This is a genomic window from Paenibacillus etheri (assembly GCF_001012825.1).
In the GTDB taxonomy this organism is placed as follows: domain Bacteria; phylum Bacillota; class Bacilli; order Paenibacillales; family Paenibacillaceae; genus Paenibacillus_AQ; species Paenibacillus_AQ etheri.
This window is the reverse complement of the sequence record NZ_LCZJ02000026.1, coordinates 96,567-121,277: the sequence shown is the minus strand read 5'-3', so window position 1 is coordinate 121,277 and position 24,711 is coordinate 96,567. Positions and strand designations below refer to the sequence as shown.

General features: G+C 43.6%; 25 protein-coding genes and 1 other RNA gene. 15 read left to right on the top strand and 11 right to left on the bottom strand.

The annotated features are described in order from the left end of the window. The first annotated feature begins 180 nt into the window (after positions 1-180). Together UQ64_RS15650 and pfkA are read left to right on the top strand one after the other, a co-directional pair. On the top strand, positions 181-1,263 hold the full coding sequence (locus tag UQ64_RS15650; protein WP_060624756.1) for a tetraprenyl-beta-curcumene synthase family protein: 1,083 nt from the start codon (positions 181-183) through the stop codon (positions 1,261-1,263). Positions 1,264-1,329: 66 nt separating this feature from the next. Beyond that, positions 1,330-2,301 carry a 6-phosphofructokinase gene (gene pfkA, locus UQ64_RS15645; protein ID WP_060624382.1) on the top strand — a complete coding sequence of 324 codons (972 nt, stop codon included), beginning with the start codon at positions 1,330-1,332 and terminating at the stop codon, positions 2,299-2,301. Between the two features lie 65 nt (positions 2,302-2,366). Here pfkA and UQ64_RS15640 read toward each other — a convergent pair whose 3' ends face one another. The 4 genes from UQ64_RS15640 to UQ64_RS15625 form a co-directional block, all read right to left on the bottom strand. Then, complete coding sequence (locus UQ64_RS15640; protein ID WP_060624381.1) at positions 2,367-3,737, bottom strand: MATE family efflux transporter; 1,371 nt, start codon at positions 3,735-3,737, stop codon at positions 2,367-2,369. Positions 3,738-3,890: 153 nt separating this feature from the next. Next, positions 3,891-5,099, bottom strand: a complete 1,209-nt coding sequence (locus UQ64_RS15635; RefSeq protein WP_060624380.1) for a putative glycoside hydrolase — start codon at positions 5,097-5,099, stop codon at positions 3,891-3,893. 229 nt (positions 5,100-5,328) lie between these two features. Next, positions 5,329-5,517 (bottom strand): hypothetical protein, encoded by a 189-nt coding sequence (locus UQ64_RS15630; protein WP_060624755.1) that lies wholly within the window; start codon positions 5,515-5,517, stop codon positions 5,329-5,331. 192 nt (positions 5,518-5,709) lie between these two features. Next, a complete protein-coding gene (locus UQ64_RS15625) occupies positions 5,710-6,531 on the bottom strand; it encodes a YitT family protein (RefSeq protein ID WP_060624379.1) in 822 nt (273 codons plus the stop codon). 331 nt (positions 6,532-6,862) lie between these two features. Between UQ64_RS15625 and cshA the strand changes: the two genes are divergently transcribed. Next, positions 6,863-8,509 carry a degradosome RNA helicase CshA gene (gene cshA, locus UQ64_RS15620; RefSeq protein WP_060624378.1) on the top strand — a complete coding sequence of 549 codons (1,647 nt, stop codon included), beginning with the start codon at positions 6,863-6,865 and terminating at the stop codon, positions 8,507-8,509. A 122-nt stretch (positions 8,510-8,631) separates the two neighbouring features. Here the strand turns inward: cshA and UQ64_RS32185 are convergent, their stop codons facing one another. After that, the gene (locus UQ64_RS32185; RefSeq protein ID WP_245238009.1) at positions 8,632-8,727 is read right to left on the bottom strand and encodes a YjcZ family sporulation protein; all 96 of its coding nucleotides are present in this window, start codon (positions 8,725-8,727) and stop codon (positions 8,632-8,634) included. A 186-nt stretch (positions 8,728-8,913) separates the two neighbouring features. Between UQ64_RS32185 and UQ64_RS15615 the strand changes: the two genes are divergently transcribed. From UQ64_RS15615 to UQ64_RS15605, 3 genes are all read left to right on the top strand, one after another. Beyond that, a complete protein-coding gene (locus tag UQ64_RS15615) occupies positions 8,914-9,741 on the top strand; it encodes a YesL family protein (protein WP_060624377.1) in 828 nt (275 codons plus the stop codon). A 104-nt stretch (positions 9,742-9,845) separates the two neighbouring features. After that, positions 9,846-10,037, top strand: a non-coding RNA gene (gene ssrS, locus UQ64_RS15610) — 6S RNA. Between the two features lie 159 nt (positions 10,038-10,196). Beyond that, positions 10,197-10,586 carry a DUF1499 domain-containing protein gene (locus tag UQ64_RS15605; RefSeq protein ID WP_060624376.1) on the top strand — a complete coding sequence of 130 codons (390 nt, stop codon included), beginning with the start codon at positions 10,197-10,199 and terminating at the stop codon, positions 10,584-10,586. A gap of 299 nt (positions 10,587-10,885) precedes the next feature. Here UQ64_RS15605 and tpx read toward each other — a convergent pair whose 3' ends face one another. Beyond that, the gene (gene tpx / locus UQ64_RS15600) at positions 10,886-11,404 is read right to left on the bottom strand and encodes a thiol peroxidase (RefSeq protein ID WP_042186841.1); all 519 of its coding nucleotides are present in this window, start codon (positions 11,402-11,404) and stop codon (positions 10,886-10,888) included. A 116-nt stretch (positions 11,405-11,520) separates the two neighbouring features. Here tpx and UQ64_RS15595 point away from each other — a divergent pair, with 116 nt between their 5' ends. Both UQ64_RS15595 and gltC read left to right on the top strand, forming a co-directional pair. Next, positions 11,521-12,156 carry a rhomboid family intramembrane serine protease gene (locus UQ64_RS15595; protein ID WP_060624754.1) on the top strand — a complete coding sequence of 212 codons (636 nt, stop codon included), beginning with the start codon at positions 11,521-11,523 and terminating at the stop codon, positions 12,154-12,156. Between the two features lie 4 nt (positions 12,157-12,160). Continuing rightward, complete coding sequence (gltC, locus tag UQ64_RS15590; RefSeq protein WP_060624375.1) at positions 12,161-13,075, top strand: glutamate biosynthesis transcriptional regulator GltC; 915 nt, start codon at positions 12,161-12,163, stop codon at positions 13,073-13,075. A 34-nt stretch (positions 13,076-13,109) separates the two neighbouring features. Here the strand turns inward: gltC and UQ64_RS15585 are convergent, their stop codons facing one another. Continuing rightward, on the bottom strand, positions 13,110-13,781 hold the full coding sequence (locus UQ64_RS15585) for a zinc metallopeptidase (protein WP_060624374.1): 672 nt from the start codon (positions 13,779-13,781) through the stop codon (positions 13,110-13,112). A 35-nt stretch (positions 13,782-13,816) separates the two neighbouring features. Continuing rightward, entirely contained in the window at positions 13,817-14,251 is a 435-nt protein-coding gene (locus UQ64_RS15580) for a MerR family transcriptional regulator (protein WP_060624373.1), read from the bottom strand. Between the two features lie 521 nt (positions 14,252-14,772). Here UQ64_RS15580 and UQ64_RS15575 point away from each other — a divergent pair. Genes UQ64_RS15575 through UQ64_RS15565 form a run of 3 tightly spaced genes read left to right on the top strand, consistent with a single transcriptional unit; the run spans position 14,773 to position 18,026 of the window. Further along, positions 14,773-16,167: an ammonium transporter gene (locus tag UQ64_RS15575; RefSeq protein ID WP_060624372.1), complete on the top strand. Its 1,395-nt coding sequence runs from the start codon at positions 14,773-14,775 to the stop codon at positions 16,165-16,167. A gap of 39 nt (positions 16,168-16,206) precedes the next feature. Then, complete coding sequence (locus UQ64_RS15570) at positions 16,207-17,280, top strand: DUF294 nucleotidyltransferase-like domain-containing protein (RefSeq protein ID WP_060624752.1); 1,074 nt, start codon at positions 16,207-16,209, stop codon at positions 17,278-17,280. Further along, positions 17,277-18,026: an exonuclease domain-containing protein gene (locus tag UQ64_RS15565; RefSeq protein WP_060624371.1), complete on the top strand. Its 750-nt coding sequence runs from the start codon at positions 17,277-17,279 to the stop codon at positions 18,024-18,026. Before UQ64_RS15570 ends, UQ64_RS15565 begins: the two co-directional genes overlap by 4 nt. On the opposite strand, the gene UQ64_RS15560 is transcribed toward UQ64_RS15565, so the two are convergent. Next, complete coding sequence (locus tag UQ64_RS15560; RefSeq protein WP_060624370.1) at positions 18,008-18,484, bottom strand: M67 family metallopeptidase; 477 nt, start codon at positions 18,482-18,484, stop codon at positions 18,008-18,010. The genes UQ64_RS15565 and UQ64_RS15560 overlap by 19 nt on opposite strands. A 195-nt stretch (positions 18,485-18,679) precedes the next feature. On the opposite strand from UQ64_RS15560, the gene UQ64_RS15555 reads away from it, so the two are divergent. After that, positions 18,680-19,243, top strand: coding sequence for a TlpA family protein disulfide reductase (locus UQ64_RS15555; RefSeq protein WP_060624369.1), 564 nt, complete (start codon positions 18,680-18,682; stop codon positions 19,241-19,243). Positions 19,244-19,339: 96 nt separating this feature from the next. On the opposite strand, the gene cimA is transcribed toward UQ64_RS15555, so the two are convergent. After that, the gene (gene cimA, locus UQ64_RS15550) at positions 19,340-20,959 is read right to left on the bottom strand and encodes a citramalate synthase (protein ID WP_060624368.1); all 1,620 of its coding nucleotides are present in this window, start codon (positions 20,957-20,959) and stop codon (positions 19,340-19,342) included. A gap of 179 nt (positions 20,960-21,138) precedes the next feature. On the opposite strand from cimA, the gene UQ64_RS15545 reads away from it, so the two are divergent. The 3 genes from UQ64_RS15545 (at position 21,139) to UQ64_RS15535 (ending at position 24,439) form a co-directional block, all read left to right on the top strand. Next, positions 21,139-22,470, top strand: coding sequence for a DNA polymerase IV (locus tag UQ64_RS15545; protein ID WP_425339597.1), 1,332 nt, complete (start codon positions 21,139-21,141; stop codon positions 22,468-22,470). Positions 22,471-22,619: 149 nt separating this feature from the next. Then, positions 22,620-22,862: a ferredoxin gene (locus tag UQ64_RS15540; protein WP_060624367.1), complete on the top strand. Its 243-nt coding sequence runs from the start codon at positions 22,620-22,622 to the stop codon at positions 22,860-22,862. A 134-nt stretch (positions 22,863-22,996) separates the two neighbouring features. After that, the gene (locus UQ64_RS15535) at positions 22,997-24,439 is read left to right on the top strand and encodes a L,D-transpeptidase family protein (RefSeq protein WP_060624366.1); all 1,443 of its coding nucleotides are present in this window, start codon (positions 22,997-22,999) and stop codon (positions 24,437-24,439) included. Here the strand turns inward: UQ64_RS15535 and UQ64_RS31300 are convergent. Next, entirely contained in the window at positions 24,436-24,573 is a 138-nt protein-coding gene (locus tag UQ64_RS31300; protein WP_167348489.1) for a hypothetical protein, read from the bottom strand. The genes UQ64_RS15535 and UQ64_RS31300 overlap by 4 nt on opposite strands. Between the last annotated feature and the right edge of the window lie 138 nt (positions 24,574-24,711).

Below are 24,711 nucleotides of genomic sequence, written 5' to 3'. Positions count from 1 at the left end.
TGAAATATGGCTAGTATAGCATAAAGCAATGGAGGGGTTATGTGTTTTATTCTTGAATTGCGTTATTTCTGAATCTTTCATAATTTTACGAAAGTGATTTTGTTGTTTGTACAAATAGTCTGATCATATTATAATAAGTGGTGATTTGGATAAGGAGACAACAATGTGGAGGCACTATCATTGAGTGAATTAGAGCAAGGCCGTTACCTTAGCCCGCGTGGCCCTATTGGGCTTATGAACAGGGTCTATAAGTACGTGCTGCCTGAAGTGAGAGAAAGTCTGCACTTCTGGCGCCAAGATGCGAATGGGATTCCCGATCCCGAGCTCCGGAAGCAAGCACTTGCCAGCATTGAAACAAAGGAGTTTCACTGCATAGGTGGTGGTATTTATGCCGCCGGCAATTTATCGATGAGACATATACTTATTCCGCTTATTGTTGCTTATCAAACTATCAGTGATTATCTAGATAACTTATGTGATCGCAGTACTTCGCTTGATCCTGCAGATTTCAGGCTGCTGCATCAATCTATGCTGGATGCCATTGATCCAAACGCTGAACCTGTCAATTATTATGCGCTTCGCGATGAACAGAATGACGGCGGGTACTTGTATAGGCTAGTTCGAAAATGCCAGGAGATGATCTCTTTGCTGCCAGGTTATTCCGCTGCTGCAGCGGAGATTCGTGATTTGGCTGTGCTGTATACAGATTTGCAGGTATATAAGCATATCCGCCCGGAACTCAGGGAAACAGCCCTGAAGGAATGGTGGGAGCAACAGGGTAGCCGTGCTCCGCATCTGCACTGGAATGAGTTTGCGGCTGCGACGGGCTCTACTTTAGGCGTATTCATGCTTTTTCTATCCGCATGTGATCCGAAGCTAAGTAAGTCTTCTTCGGAATCGATTCGAGCTGCATACTTTCCAAATGTGTGTGGATTGCACATTATGCTGGATTATTTAATTGATCAGGAAGAGGACCGAGCAGGCGGTGATCTTAACTTCTGCAATTATTATGACGACACGGATACCATGTTAAGTCGGATCGCTTCCATGGTTGAGTGGGCCCGTAAGGATGTACGTGAACTTCCGGAATCATCTATGCATCGTATGGTGATTGAAGGATTGCTGGCACTTTATTTATCTGATCCGAAAGTTAGCGAACAGCGGGAAGTTCGCACTGTATCTAAAAGCCTAATGAGAGGAAGTCCGCTTACAAGGCTGTTCTTCTTCGCTAATAGCCGCTGGATACGCAATCGTTTTTTGTAACAAGGCTGCGAAGCTTCACCATTACAACGGATGGGGCATTGCACAACTTTAAGGAGGAACAACAGAATGTCAAAAATCAAAAAAATTGCAGTACTGACTAGTGGTGGAGATTCACAAGGTATGAACGCCGCTGTTCGTGCGGTTGTAAGAAGCGCACTTTATTACGGCATTGAAGTTTTTGGAGTTCAACGTGGATATCAAGGACTTCTGAATCGTGATATTTTCCCTATGGATCTTCGCAGTGTTGGTGACATTATTCAACGTGGTGGAACCGTTTTGCAATCTGCAAGATGTCTGGAGTTTACAAAACCAGAAGGTCAGCAAAAGGGTGCAGATATTCTAAATGAAATGGGCATCGATGGTTTAGTAGTTATAGGTGGAGATGGTTCTTATAAAGGGGCTAATAAACTAAGTAAACTCGGTATCAAGACGATGGCATTACCGGGAACTATTGATAATGATATTTCCTTCACGGATTACACTATTGGGTTTGATACAGCAGTTGGTGTCGTTGTAGACGCCATTAACAAGCTGCGTGACACGATGTCCTCCCATGAGCGTTCTTCCATTGTAGAAGTTATGGGACGTCATTGTGGCGATATTGCGCTGCATGCGGGTCTGGCTTCTGGAGCAGAAACAATTCTCGTGCCAGAAATGCCATATGACTTGAATGAAGTTGCGGATCGGATGCGCGACAATTTTGTCAGAGGTAAACGTCACAGTATCGTTATCGTTGCAGAAGGTGTAGGTAAAGGCGAAGATGTGGCCCAAGCGTTGAAAGATCGTCATGCTTCTCTGGATGCACGGGTTACTGTACTTGGACATATTCAGCGCGGAGGAACACCAACCCCAGGAGACCGGAACCTTGCTAGCCGTCTTGGTGACTTTGCCGTTCGTAAACTAATTGAAGGTGAGTCTGATAAAGGTTGCGGTATTATCAAGGGTGAACTAACCCTTACAGATATCGATCTTGTAGTGAATACGAAGAAGGAATTTGACGTGGAGTTGTACGAGCTTGCATCCCGTCTTTCTCAATAATTAACCACACAAAAAAGGAGCAGCTGCGAACTTCGCACTGTTCCTTTTTTGTGTTCTTTTGATGACTAATGATGTGCTTGTGCGTCTGCCTGTGTGGCATAACGGCGTTGAACTTTAACTAGCCGAGTCAAGAGTAGTATGGCCCCAATCGCAAGGCCGGTGATAAGGCCAATCCAATAACCATATGCCCCTAGATCCGTGTAAGTAGCAAGTGCATAGCCAGTAGGAAGCCCTATAACCCAATAAGCTATAAAGCAAATAATGAAGGCTGGGTTAACGTCCTTATACCCACGAAGCGCTCCTTGTGTAGGTGTGGCAATCGCATCAGAAATCTGGAAAAAGATCGCATAGATCAAGAAATGCTGGATTAATGAAATGACAACAGGCTCATCAGAGTACAAACCAGCTACATGGTGGCCAGCAAATAAGAGCAGGAGTGCTGTTGCCAGGGAGAGAATAGCCGCAAGGCCAATACCCATTATGGCATATTGTCGGGCATCCTTTTGTCTGCCAGATCCAGTCTCGAAGCCGACGAGAATGGTAAGGCTCATACAGATACTGAGCGGAATCATATATAACGTAGTTGCAAAATTAATAGCTGCTTGGTGAGCGGCAATCGTTACGGTATCGAAGCGACTCATCAACAAGGTTACTGCGGAAAAGACCGCAGTTTCAAAAAAGATCGAGAAGCCAATAGGTACACCAATCTTTAGTAGGTCTTTGAAGCTTTTTAGCGATATAAAGTAGAACTTTCTGAAAATTCTAAGGCTTGCAAAGGGTTCAGCTCGATAAATGAACAACAATGCAACGGAAAAGATTACCCAGTAGGTGATGGCGGATGCCACTCCAGCTCCAACACCACCAAGTCGAGGAAATCCGAATTTACCGAAGATAAGCAAGTAGTTCAAACCAACATTCACGGGTAAGGCTATTAATGTGATCAACATGGACACGCGCGTTTGCCCTAGAGCGTCTATACAACTACGGAGAACCGTATATCCAAACAGCGGGATAATTCCGAAGGAGATCGAACTAAGGAAACGGAATGCAACATCTCTTACAGTTGGCTCCAGATTCATAAAATTAAGGATAGGTGACAAGGCGAAGCTCCCGATTAGTAATACAATTACAGAGACGATCAATGATAGCCAGATTCCCTGTGTGACTTGATAGGCTACATCCTTATCTTTTTTGCTTCCAATGAGCTGAGAGACAATGGGGGTAATCCCCATAAGAATTCCACTTAAGCCTGTTTGAATTGGAATCCAGAGACTGGTTCCTATCGCCACACCTGCCAGATCGGCTGTACCAAATTTACCTGACATGTTTGTATCAAAGAAGGTTATCGCTGATAAAGCAATCTGTGTAACCAGAATTGGAAATAAAATATGGAAAAATTGTCCTGCTTTTTGTTTTAAAGAGGTGGTTTGTATCATAGTTCTTTGCCTCATTCTTTGTTGATTTGTAATGATTACAGTAAAAGTTCCTTTTCTCCATTAAAAGACCCGGCAGATGCCGGGTCTTTATCTAAATTAATGATTTATATATCATACCTGATTTCAATTATAAATAATAAGGGCCTCTATACATTATTTCTCATAATCGACATCGGAGGTATATCGGTTATTGGCGTTCCAGAGCAGAAACTCCTCTACATTTTCATCTTTTAAAGCGCGGATTTGATCTTCCACCTGTTTTTTGCCGTATTTAATATAATGACCTTTTCCGAGCCAGCTTGCTGTAAAGTCTTGAATCCAAGGACGAATAACGGGTTTGTAACTGCCCAGAGGATCAAGCTTCTTATGGGTATCAACTATGGAGCCTTTAATGGTAGCATATGGATCTAAGTCAGGCTCTTTCACTCCAAACCATCCTGTTGAATAATGACTTGGATAAATCATCGGACTGATGACATCCACATTCTTAGATATTTTAACGAAGTCTTGTCCAATGCCCTCAGCAGGGGCAGATGCAGCATATCCAAAAATATCTACAGATACACGAACACCTAGTGGAGCAAGCTCTGCTTTGGCGTATTTCACAAAATTAGAAATGATATCTACACGAGAATCGCTAGTTTTGGTGTATTTAAGTGTATCTGCACGTTTTTCGAATCCTTCAGGAAAGCGCACATAGTCGAATTGAATTTCTTTAAAGCCGAGTTTGACAGCTTCTTTGGCAATATCGACATTGTACTTCCAGACATCTTCATTATAAGGATTAACAAAGCTATCGCCGCCTTTATTCTTCCATACTGAGCCGTCTGCATTAACAAAGGATAATTGCGGGTTCTTTTTGGCGAGTATAGAGTCCTTGAAGACAACAATTCGAGCAATAGGATAAACATCATGCTTATTCAATCTTTCCATCAGTTTGTTGATGTCACCAATAAAGGTCTGCGGATTACCGAGTTTCTGAAGTTCTGGATTATCGGTTTTATACGTGATGTAACCTGCATCATCCTTAATGTCGATGACCATAGAATTTAGTTCAGTTTGATCAAGTAAAGAAAGAAGCTTTTCCATTCGTTCTCCACCGGCACTGTATGCGGTAACATAGATGCCTTTTACTTTCGGTGCATCTGGCTGAGGATCTGCGTGTAGCACACTTTGTGAGTCGTTTGACTCTGTTGTAGCATTTGGAGCTGGAGTTGCAACATTTGAATTATTGTTTTGCGCAGCGATGATGGGGGGATTCATGGCGGACTTCAATGCGATTGCCACTTCAGCGTCATGTTGATTCTGTTGCACGCCTACGCTTCCCAAGGCCATCATCAGTAGAGCCCAGGTGATGTTCATTCGTATTCTCTCCCTTTATGTACATTTCCTAAATTATATAGGAACGGTTGCTTCTAAAAAGAACAGTGTTGTAATAATGTTGGCTCAGATCGGGTCTGAAAAACCATCCTTGTTGTATATAACCGGGACGCACTGATTCTAAACGTTTGTTAAAAAGTAAATGCCGCCTCAACACGGCTTCATGGCCGAACTTAAGGCGGCAACTATCAAGACTTCTCTTGCGGCATACTCATTGAAGATACGCAGAATTCTGATGTTCACAGATACTGTAATGGATGATATCCATGGCATCTGCAGGTTGCAGAATACTAAGCCCGTCACGCAGAACGATTACGGAATTTAATTCGTTCTGCTTAAGAAACGGCATCATATCAGGATACCACCTCATGACGATTGCTGACAGCTTTACCGTTTCCATTTCCACAAAAATCACCCTTTCCTTTTTCGATAGGTCTGAATGGAATTCAGTGTTCATCGGAAAACGAAGTGCTTGGAAAAAAGAGGGGTAAATCTCAATCTTTATGAAATTGTTAGGGTTCTGCGTGATTATAATATATCATAATTCTGTGATTGGTGCATTTTCCAAATTAATACTATTCATTGCCAATTTTTATCTTTTTCGGAAGGAACCCATAACGCCAACCGTTTCGACAATATTTACAAAAGCTTGAGGATCTGTCGTGCGGATAATACGTTGCAGCTCCGCAAGTTCGTAGCGGGTTGTTACTGTCATTAGCATATCCTTTTCAACAAGAGAATAAGCGCCTTCTGTTTTAATCTTTGTGACACCACGTTGGAGTCCCATTAGATGCTGAAGGAGCTCATCTGTACGATTTGTTACTATATATACGGTTACCTTTAAATGACTGATGTGAATCATATCTAGTACCTTACCAGTTACGTATATAGATACCATCGATGCAAGAGCCAAGTTCCAGTTGTTATCAAAATATGCCGCAGCAAGAATAACGAGTCCGTTTAAGCTTACCACCACATTTCCAACTGGGAAATCGCGGAATTTAGTGATGATGGATCCCAGAATATCAAAACCTCCGGAGGAACCACCTGCACGGAAGCTGAAACCACAGCCAATACCGACCAATACTCCACCAAATACAGAAGAAAGCAGCATATCTGTAGCTACCAAATATTCGGGAATGATCGTTAAGAACCAGGTTGTTGCCACAACGGATAACATGCTTAGCATAATGAATCTCCGGCCCAGCTGGAACCAACCAGCTATAAGCAAAGGAATATTAAAGAGCAAGTACAAAAGGCTTATGTTTATTGGTGTAAAGTAACCCACTAACATCGAAAGCCCTGATACTCCTCCGCTGAGTAAGCGATGAGGGATTAGAAAAAGATTAAATCCACTGGCAATCAGCGCTGCTCCGAAAATAACTGCAATACAATTCCAAATCTGTCTTAACAAGCGATCCACCTCTATAAATTAATTTATAAATAAACCATGTATGCAATGAAAAGAAAGGAACCCACTGGTATTCCTACTTAGAGTTGTGATATAATGTACAGGATATTCTTGAGTAGGACGTTACAATGGTATTTTTGCATTGCATCGGATGTAAAGCTACAGTTGCTCAGGTACAATGAAGTGCCTGATGAAAGGGAGGCTTTTCGTCCCAAAAGCGCTATATCATGCAAGAAAAAGAGCATGATTGGACAGCATATAAATGTGTTTACCGCTACTTAAGAATACAGACAAGCATGTGGAATGTCCACTGTATAGAAGGAGCATGAATAATTTGAAAACATTTGCAGAATTTGGCTTGGAGCCGAAAGTGCTACAAGCAATCACAGAGTTAGGATTTGAGGAGGCAACACCGATACAGGAGCAGTCAATTCCATTGGCATTGACTGGGTCGGATCTGATCGGTCAAGCACAGACTGGTACTGGTAAGACTGCTGCTTTTGGTATCCCTCTCATTTCAAAGATTAATCGCGAAGACGAAAAAATTCTGGCGCTTATTATGGCACCAACACGTGAGTTGGCCATTCAAGTATCAGAAGAAATCGGAAAGCTAAGCCGTTTTAAAGGTCTTCGTTCGTTGGCAATCTATGGTGGACAAGATATTGGTCGCCAAATTCGTGGTCTTAAGAAGAAACCACAAATTATTATTGGTACACCAGGTCGTTTGCTTGACCATATCAACCGTAAAACCATTCGTTTGGATGATGTTCAAACTGTTGTATTGGATGAAGCAGATGAAATGCTGGATATGGGCTTTATGGAAGATATTCAGACCATCCTCAAGCTCGTTCCTGAAGAGCGTCAAACTATGTTGTTCTCGGCTACAATGCCTCCAAACATTCAACGTCTTGCACAGCAATTCCTGAACAACCCGCAACATGTCTCCGTTATTCCGAAACAAATCAGTGCTCCGCTGATTGATCAAGCATATGTTGAAGTACCTGAACGTCAAAAGTTCGAAGCACTTAGTCGTTTGATTGATATGGAATCTCCTGAGCTTGCAATCGTGTTCGGACGTACGAAACGCCGGGTTGATGAGCTTGCAGAAGCTTTACAAAAACGTGGATACTCTGCTGATGGATTGCATGGTGACCTGTCTCAGAATCAACGTGATGCTGTAATGCGTAAATTCCGTGATGGCAGCATTGATGTGCTGGTAGCTACTGATGTAGCGGCTCGCGGTTTGGACGTATCCGGTGTTACTCATGTAATTAACTTTGACTTGCCGCAAGATCCGGAAAGCTATGTACACCGTATTGGTCGTACTGGTCGCGCTGGTAAAGAAGGTACAGCTTGGTCTTTCGTTACTCCTCGCGAAATGGATCACCTGCATTTGATCGAACGCGTTACACGTCACCGTATTACTCGTAAACCATTGCCGACTATGGCTGAGGCTATTGAAGGAAAACAACGCGTAACAGCTGAACGTTTGCTTGAGATGGTTGAGAGCGGTGAATTGAACGAGTACAAAGGTATTTCTATTCAATTGCTTGAGCAATATGATTCCGTTCAATTGCTGTCGGCTGCAATGAAACTTCTGACTGGCGATAAGAAGGATTCTGCAATTGAATTGACTCCTGAAGATCCAATCCGTGCTAAACGTCGTGGTGGTAAGAACGACATTCGCAGTGGCCGCAAACCTAATGGTGGCTACGGCGGAAACCGTGGTACTTCCGGTGGCAGTTCCGGTGGATACCGTGGAAACCGTGACAACAACGGTGGCGGTAGTCGTGGTGGCTACAGCAGCGGTGGCAGTAATTATGGTAGCGGCAGTGGCGGTTATGGCGGTGGCTATAAAGGCAACCGTGATGGCGCAGCAAGCCGTGATGGTGGAGCGAACCGCAGTGCGGACCGCAAACCATCTACTCGCCCAAGTAGCACAAGCACACGTCCTGCAAAACGTGAAGATTTCGATAACTAATACTTGATCTGAACCCCTAGGGTGATGATTTATCAAAAAAATACAAAGAAGACGAGATGCCGAATAGCGGTTCTCGTCTTTTTTTGCTGAAATATTAGGATGTTTATTGAATGAGCGCTTATTTATACGAAAGTACGAGTGATGATAACGAGAAGAATAAACAATACGAGGATCGTGCCGGTGGAAGTCCAGCAGCCGAAGCCAACAGGTGAGGACATACAATAACCTCCTTTAGAATGTGGTGATTTTGGTAATTCTTATGCTTACAATCCCAATATATGGACTTTATAAACTTGATGTATAGACGATGACCTAGAATTCTGAAAGTTGGGCTATGGAAAAGAGGAGGTCAAATGAGGTATAGTTAAGTTAAGCAGTATGCAAGAGACAGAGGAGGAAGGGAATTGGAGTTTAAAGGAGCAATGGGCGGCTTATACCGCATCACGGAATGGATTACACGTATCGCAGCTAGTAATATCTTATGGGCACTATGTTCCGCCCCGTTTTTATTTTTTGGATTGATGAAAATACTTATGCTAGGGACAAGTTCGGGTGGAGTTAATGAACAGCTCACTTTGAACTGGGCTATGGGGATTCTGGCACCATTCACAGTATTTCCTGCTTCGGCGGCTTTGTTTACCGTAGTACGTAAATGGGTTATGGGGAATACGGATGTAGGAACTTTTCGTACATTTTTTCAGGGGTATAAAGAGAATTATTTGAAAAGTATGCTCGGGGGAGTTATCTATACATTGATGTTCGTTATTATGTACGTCGATGTAACGGTTTACATGACACAAATGCCTAACTTTAGAATTGTTGGTATTTTGATGTTGGTGCTCATGATCATTTTGTCGGTGTCCATGTTTAACTTCTTCTCAATTGTTGTTCATTATCAAATGAGCTTTAAGCAAGTGATGACTAACTCAATATTGCTGACTATAGCACGTCCAATTCGTGTGTTCTCAACATTGATTGCAGCGGGAGTTCTTGCTTATATTGGCCTGAGATATCCAGTGCTGTATATTATCTGTATTCCGTCGCTGATTGCGATGGCTGCTTTCTTTAACTTCTATGCTACCTATAATAAACTGCAATTGCAGGTGGAGCAGAAGAAGCTGAAAGAGGAAGAAGAGCGAGAAGCTGCGTTGAACAATCAAATGGATGACGATGATGATGACGACGATGACTATGAAGAGAATACTGAGGGTAAAAATTTAAAACGGATTTAATAAAGACAAGTAATAAGCACTCGGAAATCGTCAGTAATTTAATTCCAGTGTAAAATAAAGCGCATACAGGTTTACTTTTTCGTTAAAACGCAATATAATAATAACAAATCCTGCGATGTTCGTTACGGTTGCTCGTTGTTTTGAACCAATGATAATGTCTTGGGAGATCTACACGAAGCGCAGCTGAACAGCCCTGTCTATATGACCTGGGGAATTCAAAAACGTTTTCTGCGGTCACCCACCTGCTCTAGCAGGTTCAGAAGACACTGTAGCCGGACGGCATAAGCGGGTTTTTCTCTTGTTTAAGCCAAGCGCCCTGTTTCCCGCGAAAGTTGGGAGCGGGCGCTTTTTTGTATGTCTGGAACAAGGATAAAGTGAGTAATACCCTTTTGTTCCTGAGACAAGAGTGTTACACTTAGAATAATGAACTTGGGATTTGTAGAGGGGGAAGAATTTTGTCGTTAAAAAGAACCTTGGTTGGTTTATTCCGCAGTCATGATGGAACAAGCGACCGCGCAAAAGATCCGACATTAAAAACGCGTTATTACAGTCTTACGAAAGACAAAGCTTGGGAGGAAGTTTCATCAACGCTTAAGAAGATTCCTGGATTTAAGGTGCTTCATGAGGTGGAGTCAGTAGGTGAGATTACTCTGGAGAAGAGAACGGCATTTGGCCGTACGCTGGACATTACTGTCTCAGTACTTAATACCACACCCGTACGTTGTGGCGTAGATATGTATTCTGCATCAAGAGGGTCGCTAGGTGATCTGGGTGCTAATTACCGTGTTATTCAGCGGTTGTATGCGTCTTTGGACAAAAAATTAGGAAAATACAAAGCAGACTAATTTTCAGAGATCCATACAAAATCTTCTTACTTAGGGATAGTATGAATGCGTTTACGCATACGATGGCTGCTCTGGATGTTATCGATAAATCTTTCTATTACAAAAAAAAGCGGGAGAAGGATGGACCTTCTTCCGCTTTTTTCAAAATATAAGAAAGTATAAGTTTTACACCTATACCTTATGTCTTATATTTCTCGCATAAACGCTTGTCGTCCCTTTTAAGGACGACAAAGGCACTTATGCTTGCAGTGATAAGTAAGTATTGTCGAAAATGGCCGCTAACTTACTGTTCTAGAGAATTAGAGCAGACTCTTCACAGCAGCTATAGCATCTTCATAATTAGGGTGCTCGGTCATTTCACTCAAATATTCAACATAGGTGAGTGTGTTGTTCTTGTCTAGTACAAAAATAGAACGCATATCTAACCGGAATTCTTTGATTAGTACGCCATAAGCTTGTCCGAATGAGGCTGCTTTGTGATCCGATAGTGTGATTACGCGATCGATTCCTGCAGCGCCGCACCAGCGGGCTTGAGCAAATGGTAGGTCCATACTTACCGTAAGGATAACTACATCGTCACCTAGCTCTGCAGCTTCGCTATTGAACCGGCGGGTCTGTGCATCGCATACACCAGTATCTAGAGAAGGTACAACACTGATCAGCTTGATTTTACCGGCATAATCACTAAGAGACACTTCTTCCAGTAGATTCTTACTAAGAACAAAATCAGGAGCGGGATCACCAGCTGTAAGCTTGGGTCCTACGAGAGTGATGGGGCTGCTTTTGAAAGTAGCTACGCCTGTTCTTTCTTGCGTCATATCCTTGTTTTCCTCCTCGAATTGTAATATTGGCTCTTACTGCCACAATAAATTATAATCTTATTTACAGGGAGATGTCCAACAGGGCAAGATATAAATGTAAAGGGATGGGTGTAATGATATTTATTCGGTATGAAAATTGGAAAAGTTATCTCCGGTATTACCCGGTAACATGTCTTCTCATTGTGGCTAACGTAATTATGTTTATCCTCATGACGTTTAATGGAGGATCTACCAACATTCAAACACTTGTTGATTTTGGTGCTATAGTTGATGTTAGTCCGTATAAAGAGGAACTATGGCGCTATGTAGCGGCTATTTTTTTACATAATGGGTTTTCCCATCTATTCTTTAATAGCTTCGCTCTGCTGGTATTTGCACCGCCTCTGGAGCGCCTGCTTGGCTGGTGGCGATATGCAATTCTTTATGTGGTAGGCGGGATTGTTGCGAACGTTCTAACGATTGCTGTCAGCAGTCGCTCAATATTAGAGGTAGGTACAGTCTCGGTTGGTGCTTCTGGAGCAATTTACGCCGTCTATGGCGCATTTTTATACATTGCTGTTATTCAACGGGCGATGATGGATGAAGGCTCACGAAAGACATTATACGGATTGCTTGTAATCGGGATCATTATGTCGTTTGCAACACCAAATGTGAATTGGGTTGCGCATATCGGAGGTTTGGTTTCTGGCTTTTTCCTATATGGACTTATTATTCGTTTATTTAATAAAAGCCTAAGACAGGGGCGATGATGGAGTGGAGCTAAGACAGCTGCAATATTTTCTAAAGGTAGCCCAAAAAGAACATGTAACAAGAGCGGCGGAGGAACTTCATGTAGCGCAGTCTGCGGTAAGCCGTCAAATTCATCAATTAGAGCAAGAGCTTGGGGTTGACTTGTTCATGCAAAAAGGGCGTAATTTGCAGCTTACGCCAGTTGGACAGCTCTTTTGCAAGCGGGTGGATAGTATCCTTAAGGAATTGGAGCATTCGGTAAATGAAGTGCATGAATTTCTGGATCCGGAACGTGGGGAGATTCGAATCGGATTTCCTCACAGTCTCGGAACGCATCTTATTCCGACGATTGTTGCAGAATTCCGCCAGCATTATCCCCATGTTAAGTTTCGTTTTAAGCAAGGGTCTTACCCATCTTTAATAAAGGATGTATTATCAGGTGAGGTAGATTTAACATTTATTTCACCTTTTCCGGAAAATGATGAGCATGTCTCTGGGGATATTGTTATGACTGAAGAGTTATTTGCGATCCTTCCTCAGAATCATCGGTTGGCAGGAGAATCTGAGATTAGATTGGAACAGCTTCAAAAAGAAAAGTTTGTTCTGTTCAGTCAAGGTTATTCTCTGAGACCGATCGTTTGGCAAGCATGCTTGCAGGCGGGATTCCAACCACAGATTGCATTCGAAGGCGGGGAGACCGATACTATTCGTGGTTTAGTGGCGGCAGGAATGGGTGTAAGCCTTCTTCCGGAGATGGCGTTCTATCAGACGAATCCTCTCCAGCCGGCTCAGGTAAGGGTTGTGGAGCCTGCTGTGACACGGACGGTTGGCTTGATTTACCGAACAGATAGTAAGCTGCCGCTGGTTGCGCGTTCATTTAGGACTTTTTTGATATCTTATTTTAAAGCTAGACAAAACAATACCCCGGTTGGCTCTTAGCCTTCCGGGGTTTCTTTTTGTACTGTGATTTGTATTAGTCGCGGTTACCTAAAAAGACGGTAATCAAACGAAGCAGTTCGAGTAAGGATACTAACGCTGCGGCAACGTATGTTAGTGCAGCTGCATTTAGGACTTTGGCTACTCCGCGTTCCTCTTCGTTACGAATGTAGCCTTGCTCTACCATGACTTGGCGTGCCCGGTTGCTGGCATTGAATTCAACTGGCAGTGTCACAAGCTGGAAGGCAACAGCGGCCGAGAAGAAGATGATACCAAGGCCTATAAGATTAAAGTAACCGAATATGAATCCTGCCATAAGCATGAATGGTGCTATACCTGATGCAAAATTAACTACTGGGAACATCCGGTGACGTAGTGTTAACATAGGATAACTTACTTTATGCTGAATGGCGTGACCCACTTCGTGGCAAGCGACGGAGACTGCTGCGATAGAACTCTCATAATATACAGGTTCCGATAAGCGTACAACTCTGTGAATCGGATCATAATGGTCAGAAAGCGTGCCTCTTACAGGCTCGATCGGAACATCGTGAAGTCCGTTTGCGTCGAGCATGCGTCTAGCTGCTTCATATCCTGTCAGGCCGTTTAGGTTCGCCACCTTGGACCATTTGCTGAATGTCCCTTTAACTCTGAACTGAGCCCATAATGAAAAAATAAAGGCGATAATTACCAATAGATACATTCCCATAGCTGCATTCCTCCACTGTATTGTAAATATGGTATTTACATTGGCGGTCCTTGCGTAAGCAATAGAAGCCGAATCGCCTCCATGCAGGCCACTCCTTGAGGGAGTAGGTTAGAGAGCGCGCGTCTGGCCTGTCCAGGCTTCAGACCGCTTATAATTGGTTCAAGTGCCTTTACTTCACGTTCTAGTCGTTGCATATGCTGCTCTAGCTCGACCAATTTATCAGATACGTCAGTTTCAGGAGTAGCCTCGCTCCATTTGCTCATCATGGATTTGATTTCTTCCAATGAATACTTGTCATGCTTTAATTGATTAATACGTTCTAAGGCGACCAAGGTTTCATGACTGTATAGTCGGTAATTTTTGGTGCTTCTTGACTCTGGGGAGATTAATCCCAATTTCGTGTAATAATCAATGGTACGCTCACTGATGTGAGCAGCCTTAGCTAATTCTCCGATTCGATATAGAATCATATCCCCATGCTACCTCGCCTCACTAATCGAATTCGACTGACCATAAAGGTAGTCGTCTCCTATATTGGTGGTTTCTATTATGCTATCTGTAATGATAACAAACTGGAAACCATACAGTCAAACGTCATACTTTCATAAAGTATATGCATTAAAGAGAGGTTAATTCAAAATACACTCAAACTCCCCGTGATATCAAATTTGAACCGATTATGATCATAAGTATAGTCCGACCACAAACATGACATCTGTTGTTATGTTTTCGTGGGTGTTTAATAAAGAAAATTCTATAAAAAGTAATATTAGAGTGTGTGTTCACGTAGTTATTTCAATGAATCTATAGCTGAATAGGTCTGAGATACTTAGATAGTCCAAGTGTACTAAGGATATTTTGTGAGCTTAATGAAAATAAATTAAAAACATTCTCCAAAATAGTCTTGTCAATTTACCTGACTTCTGATTATAATGACATTAAGAGTTTCACGCTTTGTTAGAAAATATAACATTGGGGGAGTGGGGTAAAAATGAAAAAGAAATGGTTGATGATGTTACTAGCCATGATTACGCTGATGGTTTATCCGGTAAGTGCTTTTGCGGCGGATGGTCCGACAAACGCAGATTTGCAGGTCGGGCTGGACACAGCGTTTACCTTCTTGGCATTCATCTTAGTCTTCTTTATGCAAGCAGGGTTCGCGATGCTTGAAGCAGGTTCAGTTCGAATGAAGAATGCGGGTCACGTAGCCGGTAAGACGGTACTGACACTAGCCATTGCGAGTGTTTGTTTCTGGGCCGTTGGCTTTGGACTTGGCTTCGGTAATGGTAATGGCTTCTTCGGTACTACAGGCTTCTTATTTGGCGGAGATTCAACGGCATCTTCATTTGAATCACTTGTATTTTCTGATGTTACTTTAAATGTTAAATTTTTGTTCCAAATGGCCTTTGCAGCAGTTTCCTTAGCTATCGTATCTGGAGGCATGGCAGAACGTGCGAAGATCAGTGTGTACATTATTTTCGGAATTTTATTCTCAATCGTAATTTATCCTGTCGTAGCGCACTGGGTATGGGGCGGCGGTTGGTTGGCTGAGCTGGGAATGCAAGATTATGCAGGTTCTACAGTTGTCCATCTTACAGGTGCGACTGCAGCAGTAGTAGCTACCATATTGCTTAAGCCAAGACTTGGTAAGTTTAATAAAGAAGGTAAACCAGTTATTATTCCAGGTCATAACCAAGTATTCACTGTACTCGGTGTGATTATCCTCTGGTTTGGTTGGTTCGGATTCAATCCAGGTAGTGCTCTGTCCCCAATGGGAGGTTTCTTCGGTCACGTAGCATTAACCACGAATATCGCAGCAGCAGCAGGCGGCTTGGCGGCGTTGATTGCTTCTTGGTTGTATTTTGGTAAATCTGATATTCCTGCAATGCTGAATGGCGTTCTAGCTGCACTGGTTGCGATCACTGGAGCATGTGCTTATGTTGAACCATGGGCAGCGATTATTATTGGATTAGTAGCTGGTGCATTCACATTCATGACTTCCCAATGGCTGGAACGTGCAGGACTTGACGATCCGATCTATGCTTTCTCGGTCCATGGTATTGCGGGAATGTGGGGTGCGGTTTCCACAGGTCTATTCGCAGCACCGGATCTTATTGCTAAAGGCGGTTTGGTAGGGGAAGCTGGATTATTTTACGGTGGCGGTTTCCACCAACTGGGTGTTCAAGTGTTAGGAGTAGTTGGAACATTTGCATTCGTAGCTGTGCTTTCCTTCATCATCTTGTATGTAATGAAGGTAACTACAGGACTTCGTGTTACGGAAGAAGAAGAATTGATGGGTCTGGATATCAGTGAGCATGGTACTTACGGATACCCTGAACAAATGAAATTAATCGCAGAATCAGAATCCAAAACCCTTAAACAATAATATTAATCCTCAGATAGGGAGGCGGACTGTGTGGCTTCGATGGAATTAACAGATGATTATTATGAAGATAGCTTTAGAACCATCGTCTTAGCCGGTTCGCCACAGGAACTTAGGGAGAGGCGAATTGCCTGCCAAAGTATTCTTCTGGAACAGTTGAATGTGATTCCAATTGAGGAATGGATGTTCCGTGTGAATACGATGCATGATCTTATTGCACAGACTGCAGTACTCATATGTGAGGCGCAGATGAAAGAGGCGGGCTATGGCCCGCCTCCCTGTGCTTATTCCTTTATTGTGTTTGGCAGTAGTGGGAGGCAGGAGGCTACACTGTGGAGCGATCAGGATAATGGTTTGATCGTTGAGGGTGAAGCAGATGGAGAGAAGAATAGGTATTTTGAATTTTTTGGAACGATGTTATCCGATCTGCTTGAGGAAGTAGGGTATGAGAAATGTGCAGGTAAGATAATGTGTTCCCAAGAGATGTGGCGGAAGACATTATCTGAATGGATGGTGCAGCTGAAAGAATGGAGAACCCAGCTGGAATGGGAGCCTATCCGTTATCTTATTATTTCTTCTGATATGCGCCATGTTGCGGGAAGTACGGAGTTATCATCGTTGTGGCAAGAGTCTTTCTATGAAGGTTTTATTGACAATGAGGAGTTGTCTGTGGCCGTTCTTCGTAATACAGTCCGGCATAAAGCGACTTTAAATCTGCTGGGACAGGTGTTGACAGAACGCTTTGGGGATTACGCAGGTGGATTTGACATTAAGTATGGAGTCTATATCCCGTTAGTGAACTTTGTTAGACGCTTATCGTTATTGCATGGTATTAGAGCTAGCTCGACCTTAGACCGAATTGAAGAGCTTGAAAGGCTTCAGAAATATCAACATTTGGATGATATTCGGCGAGCTTTCTTGTTGGCAACACGGATGCGAGTGAACACGCCATTTAGTGTCCAGAATGGCTTGTTAATCAGCAGTGATTATATTGCTGAGAGTGAACTGAAGAATAAGCAGCTGTTGTCTGAGTTGCGTGAAAGTCTGCTGCTTGTTAGACGCCTTCATCGGGCATTGCAGCGTCAGCTCCGCTCAGCGGAAAGGTGGCGAACATGAAGGAGCCGAACAAGAATGGAGGATTCTGGAATAACCTGAGACAAGGCGGAATGCCGTCGGCAATCGCTTCGATGAGAGGGGGAGAAACTGCTCATCAGACTGCCCAGCAAATGGCCTATATCCGATCTCTCATGCGTGAGAAGCGGCGTCCTGAGGTGCTACGTACTCCGCTGTCTGAATTGGAGACGGTTATATTTGATTTAGAGACGACGGGATTTTCTCATCAGCATGGGGATGAAATTATGTCGTTTGGTGCAATTAAGGTTGTTGGAGAGGAAATTAAGGAAGATGAATGCTTTTATACCTTGGTAAATTGTCAGACTGCAATTCCAGATGATATTACGAGGTTAACAGGGATAACGGAAGAAATGACACAATCCGCCCCCTCCTTAATAGATGGTCTTCATAATTTCATGTCCTTTGTCGGGCAAAATGTGCTGGTGGCACATGCAAGCTCGCATGATAAAGCTTTTCTTAATGCTGCGCTATGGAAAACTTCTAAAGTTCAGCTTACACACCGGGTGCTAGACACGATGATGCTTGCACGTTGGCTCGAACCGCAGCGAATTAACTATACGCTCGATGAGCTGTTATATGTCCACGAAATTCCGATCCATGGACGACACAATGCGTTAGAAGATGCCAAAATGACAGCCCAGCTGTGGGTAGCTTATCTTCGAGAAATCTCGGAGCGGGGCCAAGTAGATACCTTAGGCGATTTATATGCTTATTTAAGTAGAACGTGAAGCGGGGCTTGTGATAGTTCAGGGAAAGGTCTTCCTTGTTCATTTGAATACCGCTCAATATAGAATCCGTTCAGAAATGGAGAGCAGCCATCCCCAGTTCTGGGAGAACCAATAAGGTAGACCTTAAATTCAGGTCCTAGTGCTGCTAGTCCTTTATAATCAGCGACTGAAGGTATAGGTTCTGAATGTGGATGGGAATGAAATAAACCGATGAGTGTCGGCTCATTGTAAAGAACATGAATCCACTCTTCAGGGTGGGGAGTAAATGTGTGCAGCGGGTCTGGCGCTACGTTGCGCATAGGTACGTAAGTATCGATGAGCATGCCACCCGCTGCGGCAGCGCCCAGCAGAACTCCACATGCTTCATGTGGATAACTGGACAGCAGGTGCTTCCCCAGTGCTTGCTGTACGGAATATTTCAGTCTTATAGGCTGAACATTTCCCTGTAATGCTGCCATTTGTTCGCCCCTCTCTCTTCATTAGGGTTTCGTCACTGACGAAACCCTCTTTTTTGAATGAAATTATGTGTGTAAGTTTCTTGCTATACATAATTCTTTATATTTCTTTTTGACTAAAAAATGGATGGTTTGAAATTGAAGTTAATGAGGGTACAATAGTAGAAAACTATTCCATTCGAAAAGGAACAGATCCCTATGAAAGCAGTCAATAAATTGAATATCACGATAGTGATTCTTATTGTATGTGTAGCCGTATTTGCAGTATGGCATAATCGTGAGCCGGAGGCTGCCGCTGTTTTCGGACAACAAGATGAGCCGCCAATGAAAATAGGACCTAAGGCTGGATTGCTCGCTCCTTCGTTTTCACTCCAAGGAACGGACGGAACTACCTATGTAGTTGACGGACCACGAGAGAAGGCAGTTCTCGTTAATTTCTGGGCTTCATGGTGTGATCCCTGCAAGGAGGAGGCCCCAGAGCTTAACGCCATGGCCACTAAGTATAAGGATGCTCTAGATATTTACGGTATTAATGTGAGTAGTCAGGACTATAAACCCAATGCAGAACGTTTCATCAAGAAATACGGTCTTGTGTTCCCGGTTATGTTTGATGTGAAAGATGAGGTGTACAGCAAATATAACGGAGCTGTATTTCCTACCAACGTGCTTATTGACAAGAATGGAGTGATCTCAGAGATCATTCTGGGCATTCTTAGTCCGGAAGAGCTGGAGAAAAAAATTATCAAGCTTACTGAATCATAAAGGATCTACACCTAAGAATTATAAAAGGCCCCCTTCACTACAGTTAAACTGTTGAAGGGGGTTCTTCGTCATATGGATGCTTATGAAAGGTATGAATTAATGATTTATCAGGCCTCTAGGTTCATTACTGCCAGACTTTTCATTTTCCATCGAGAGTTGATTCAGAAGTGCGTAACGCATACTATCAACAAGCGCTTCCCAGCTGGCTTCAATGACGTTACCGGAGACGCCAACCGTACTCCAAGTGTCTGTGAAGTTCTTAGATTCAATCAATACCCGTACCTTCGCTGCAGTCTGATCCTGTTCATCTATCACACGGACTTTATAGTCGGATAGATGCATATCTTTCAATTGCGGGAAGTAGGTCTGCAATGCTTTACGAAGGGCGTTATCGAGTGCGTTGACTGGACCATTACCCTCAGCAGCGGTATAGAGGTTCTCGTTGCCAACTTTCAGTTTCACGAAGGCTTCAGATACAACTGGATGCTCTGCGGTTTTTTCGACTAACATCTTGAAGGATTCAAAGGTAAAGGTTTCGTTCATCTCGCCAGTAGCTTCTCGAAGAAGTAGCTCCAGTGAGGCATCAGCACCTTCAAATTGATAACCTTGATGCTCCATCGTTTTAATCTTTTCGATCACCCGGCGAGCCTGCTCACTGCTAGGGTCCAAATTCAAACCCATATCCTGCGCCTTGGAGAGCACATTGCTCTGACCAGCCAGTTCAGAGACCAGCACACGTTGTTTATTCCCAACAAGCTCAGGAGCGATGTGCTCATAGGTCCGTGAATCACGCATGATAGCGGAGACGTGGATCCCACCTTTGTGTGCGAAAGCCGCATTTCCGACATAAGGTTGGTTTACCGGCAGATTAACATTGGCAACTTCACTAATATAACGTGCGGTGTTCGTAAGCTGCGGTAAAGAATCACCAGGAATACAGTGGTATCCCATTTTGAGCTGAAGGGTAGGAATGATGGAACATAGGTTGGCGTTGCCGCACCGTTCACCGTAACCATTGATGGTGCCTTGAACTTGCCGTGCTCCAGCACCGATGGCGCTAAGGGTATTAGCTACCGCCAGCTCACAGTCATTGTGAGTATGAATTCCGAGATTTGCTCCAGGGAGTTGCTGGTTCAGCGCGGTAACAATCTCATGAATTTCAAATGGTAACGTTCCACCGTTGGTATCGCACATTACAAGCCAATCTGCTCCAGCTTCCTGGGCTTTGGACAGAACGGCTGCTGCATATTCAGGATTGTTCTTGTATCCATCAAAGAAATGCTCGGCATCAAAAATCACTTCAAGGCCTTTGCGTTTCAAGTAGGATATGGAGTCGCCAATCATGGCGAGATTCTCCTCAAGTGTAGTCTGTAATGCAGTGTGTACATGAAAATCCCAAGATTTTCCGACGAGTGTAGCTGCAGGAACCCCTGCATCAATCATGCGTTTTAAATTGTCATCGTTTTCGGCCAAGGAATTCTTCCGCCGTGTGCTACCGAACGCTGTGATTTTGGCGTTCAGATGAAGCTCCTTGACTCTTTTGAAAAATTCAATGTCTTTATTGTTGCTTCCCGGGATGCCACCTTCAATATAGTGCACACCCAGATCATCTAGCTTCTTGGCAATCTTCAGCTTGTCGTCAGCCGACAGACTGATGCCTTCACCTTGGGTGCCGTCGCGTAATGTAGTATCGAAGATGGAGATGGACTTAGACATGAGTGTCCTCCTAAAAGTTTTGTAAGCTTCGTCTTCCGGATTCACTTCGTGCAAAACTCACATCGGAAGCATTGGCAAGGGAAATGAATTTATATATTATAGCATTTTTACGCGGGAATGTAACAAAGAACTTTACAGCCTCTTAAGTTGACCTAACCGCAGCGGAGAGGTATTCTAAATTGGACAATAGAGACCCTGAGGATAAGAAGGTAGATATTGTGCATAATGTTAATCAGTATTATCCAACGAGTGGCAGGGTCATCCTGCATGTGGATATGAATGCTTTTTATTGCTCGGTGCATGAGGCAGAGGATCCGGACCAATTCAGAGGTAAGGCTACTGCGGTTGCGGGTAGTGTGGAATTACGGAAAGGGATCATTGTTACTTGTTCGTATGTCGCCCGCAGATTGGGGATCTCGACGGGGATGCAGGTTCAGAAGGCGCTTCGTATTTGTCCATCGCTTATCGTTATTAAGCCGGACTTCCATTTATACCGCAAATATTCTAATGCGTTTATGCAGATTGCTTATAGCTATACACCATTATTGGAAGCAGTGTCGATAGATGAATGTTACTTAGATATAACCGGCTCTCGACAATTCGGTACGCCGATGGAAATTGCGGAAACCATTCAGCGCCGTATAATGGAGGAATTGGGCTTGCCATGCTCCATTGGTATTGCTCCAAATAAGCTGCTGGCGAAGATGGCCTCGGATTTAAAAAAGCCAAATGGCATATCAGTACTACGGTTGCGAGATGTACCTAAGATTTTATGGGACAAGCCATGTAATGAAATGTTCGGCATTGGCGGGAAAACAGCAGAAAAGCTTCGTAAACTGGGTATTTACAGTATTGGTCAGTTAGCAGCGGCAGATGAGAAAATGCTGGTTGAGAATTTTGGAGTTATGGGCTCATGGCTAAAGCGTGCAGGTAATGGCATCGATCATGGGATAGTAAATCCTGAGCGGGAGCAGAGTAAGTCGATCGGACACACTACTACACTGCCGCGGGATGTTATTGGCCTTGCTGAGGTACGCCCCATTTTGCTGAATCTAAGTGATCAGGTAGCGCGGCGCTTGCGAAAGCAAGGGCTTGTGGCTTCGGGTGTGCAGCTTACCATTCGGACGCCGGATATGAAGACAATTACTCGTTCGCGTCAGCTTGAGGCGCCCTCAGAGAGTGGAGAGGATATCTACAAGTCAGTCTGTGACCTGTATGTTCGACATTGGAATGGCGAGAAGCCCGTACGGCTGCTTGGTGTGACCTTGCAAGGATTGATTGCTAAAGAGGATTCTGCAATTCAGCTTGATTTGTTCGATTACGAACGGCAGCCTAAGAAAGAGTCACTGACTAAGGCCATGGATATGCTTCGCAATAAATTTGGCGAAAATGCGGTTTTGACTGCTGGGATGTTAAGTGATACTCATTCTGCAAGGCTCCGTAATCATAAGGAACGTGGTACCTCACTGCAAAAGGATAATCTGTTGTCTGTTGAGTCAGATAAAGATTGAAAAGACGTGTCGAAATTGATGCTATAGAATGCGTCAGAAATGCAAACGTATTGAAAATCAATTGAAATTGTATCCTTTTTATATTAATATGAGAAAAATAAGACGCTAGTTCAACAGCGCAGCATTGCTTAACGGGAGGCAGAGAAAAAATGGCTAAGTACACTTGGGTCGAAAAAGACACTTGTATCGCTTGTGGTGCATGTGGCGCAACGGCTCCTGATATTTTTGATTACGATGATGAAGGTTTGGCAGAAGTTATTTACGAAAATGACAAAAACTGCGGTGTGACAGCGATTCCGGACGATTTGTTTGATGATCTCCAAGATTCCTGTGATGGTTGCCCAACCGATTCCATTAAAATTGCGGACGAACCTTTTAACAAAGAAGGTTAATTACTCGATAAAGAGTAACGTGCGACACCACATAAAGACATCTTCTGCGAACATTTTGTTCAGCCAGGGATGTCTTTTTTGCTATGTCTGACCGATATTAATAAGGTAGGAATTATAAACTCTCGGAGGTTCCGATGAAGAACTCACAGCACCTCAAAGCATATGTACAGATGCACCCAGATAACAAAATGGCATGGTACTTGCTGGGGAAGGAATACTATAAGAATGGTCAACACGGAAAAGCTAATTATTGCTTCAATCAGGCTGGTGAAGTGTATGAGGCTTTCGAGCATAGCAAGGTACCTGCTGAAATGCTACGCGAATACGAAGATGGATTGCTGCAAGCGAGTCGCCAGCGTGAACGCGGCCAACAAAGATTGAGATACATATCACTGGCGCTAATGCTTCTTATACTGTTAATGGTACCTTCAGCAGTGGCTCCGGGTATTGGTGTTACAGGAGAGCAAGGAGAGCAAGAAGTCCTTCAAGACAAGACAGCTTCAGAAGTCAAAGATCCGCCAGATCAAAAAGACTCCGTCCAAGAGCCTGTTATTGAGGCGGAAAAAGTGATGTATACAGCGCAAGAGAATGCAGCTGCGGCTTCGCAAGGGAAGTTAATGGCGAAAATGCTAATGCGTAAAGAACCTTTTGAAGCAGCTGCGTTAGGGATGGGGCGAGAGGGAAAGTGGCTGTTCTGGAAAGAGAAGCTTCCGCTAAATTTCACGCTGCAAAAGAATGGAAAGGGACGGATGGTATACCAGTCTTACGATCCTAAGGCATGTGCATGTGAGCCGCCAGAGCAAGGGCAGCTCGCCAAGGATGCAGTAGAATGGCAGGGTGACCAAGAGGAGCTTGCCACACTCTGGAGTGCAATGCAGGCTTATCAAGAAGATAAAGGGATGCTTCCAGATACATTAGCGGATTTGACGGGATCATTTCCTGAGAACTGGATTGGTGGGACGACAACCGTCATGAAGCGGGAATTCAGCCCTCTTAAAGCGGTGGCTACGAACAAAATGGCACTGGGAACAGAAGACGCAGCGGAGCCTTCGAGCTCAACTCACGATGGTGTGAGAAGTATACCGACAGCATTAAGTGTGAGTGGAAGTGATGCGAGTGACGTTCCATTTTTTGATCAGCCGCTAAGAGTCATTGTGGATAAACAAAATCACAGATTGGCTGTAGTCAGCGGTTCTATTATTTTGCGGAATTATGCAGTAGGACTTGGCGGAGATAAGACACCGGAGGGCAATTTCATCATTACAGATAAAGTAGTCAATCCGAATGGCCGAGATGATGGGGATTTCGGCAGCAGAGGGCTTCAGCTTTCGGATAGTAATTATGCTATTCATGGCACGAATGAGCCTGATAGTGTTGGTAAGGATGAATCTCTTGGATGTATTCGAATGGGGCGAGAAGATGTAGAGGAGCTATTCGCGTTGATTCCTAAAGGTACAAAAGTATTGATTAGTAAAGGGGTTCTGCCTGAAAAGCAGCTTGTGCCGGTTAAACGCTTCAGCTCTACTGCTAAGCATGATCAGACCAACCCCCACAAAGTATACCACTGGCTGAATTAGTTTCCTGCAACGATAAACAGAACGATGATTAGAAGAATTAGTAAAGTTAAACTGACGCCGATCCACATTAGCGCTTTACGGTTAACTTCTTCTTTCTTTTGCTGCAAAGTTGGTGGTTTACGTTTAGTTGACATACTGGGCATACCTTCTTTCTCTCTTAATCGCTGATTACACCTATATTGTAATGCGTTTACAAGAAAATTACTATACTCTACGTTATGTACTCAACGTACTCGCACTGTAAAATACTTTTCTTTTGTTCAAGAAAAGGC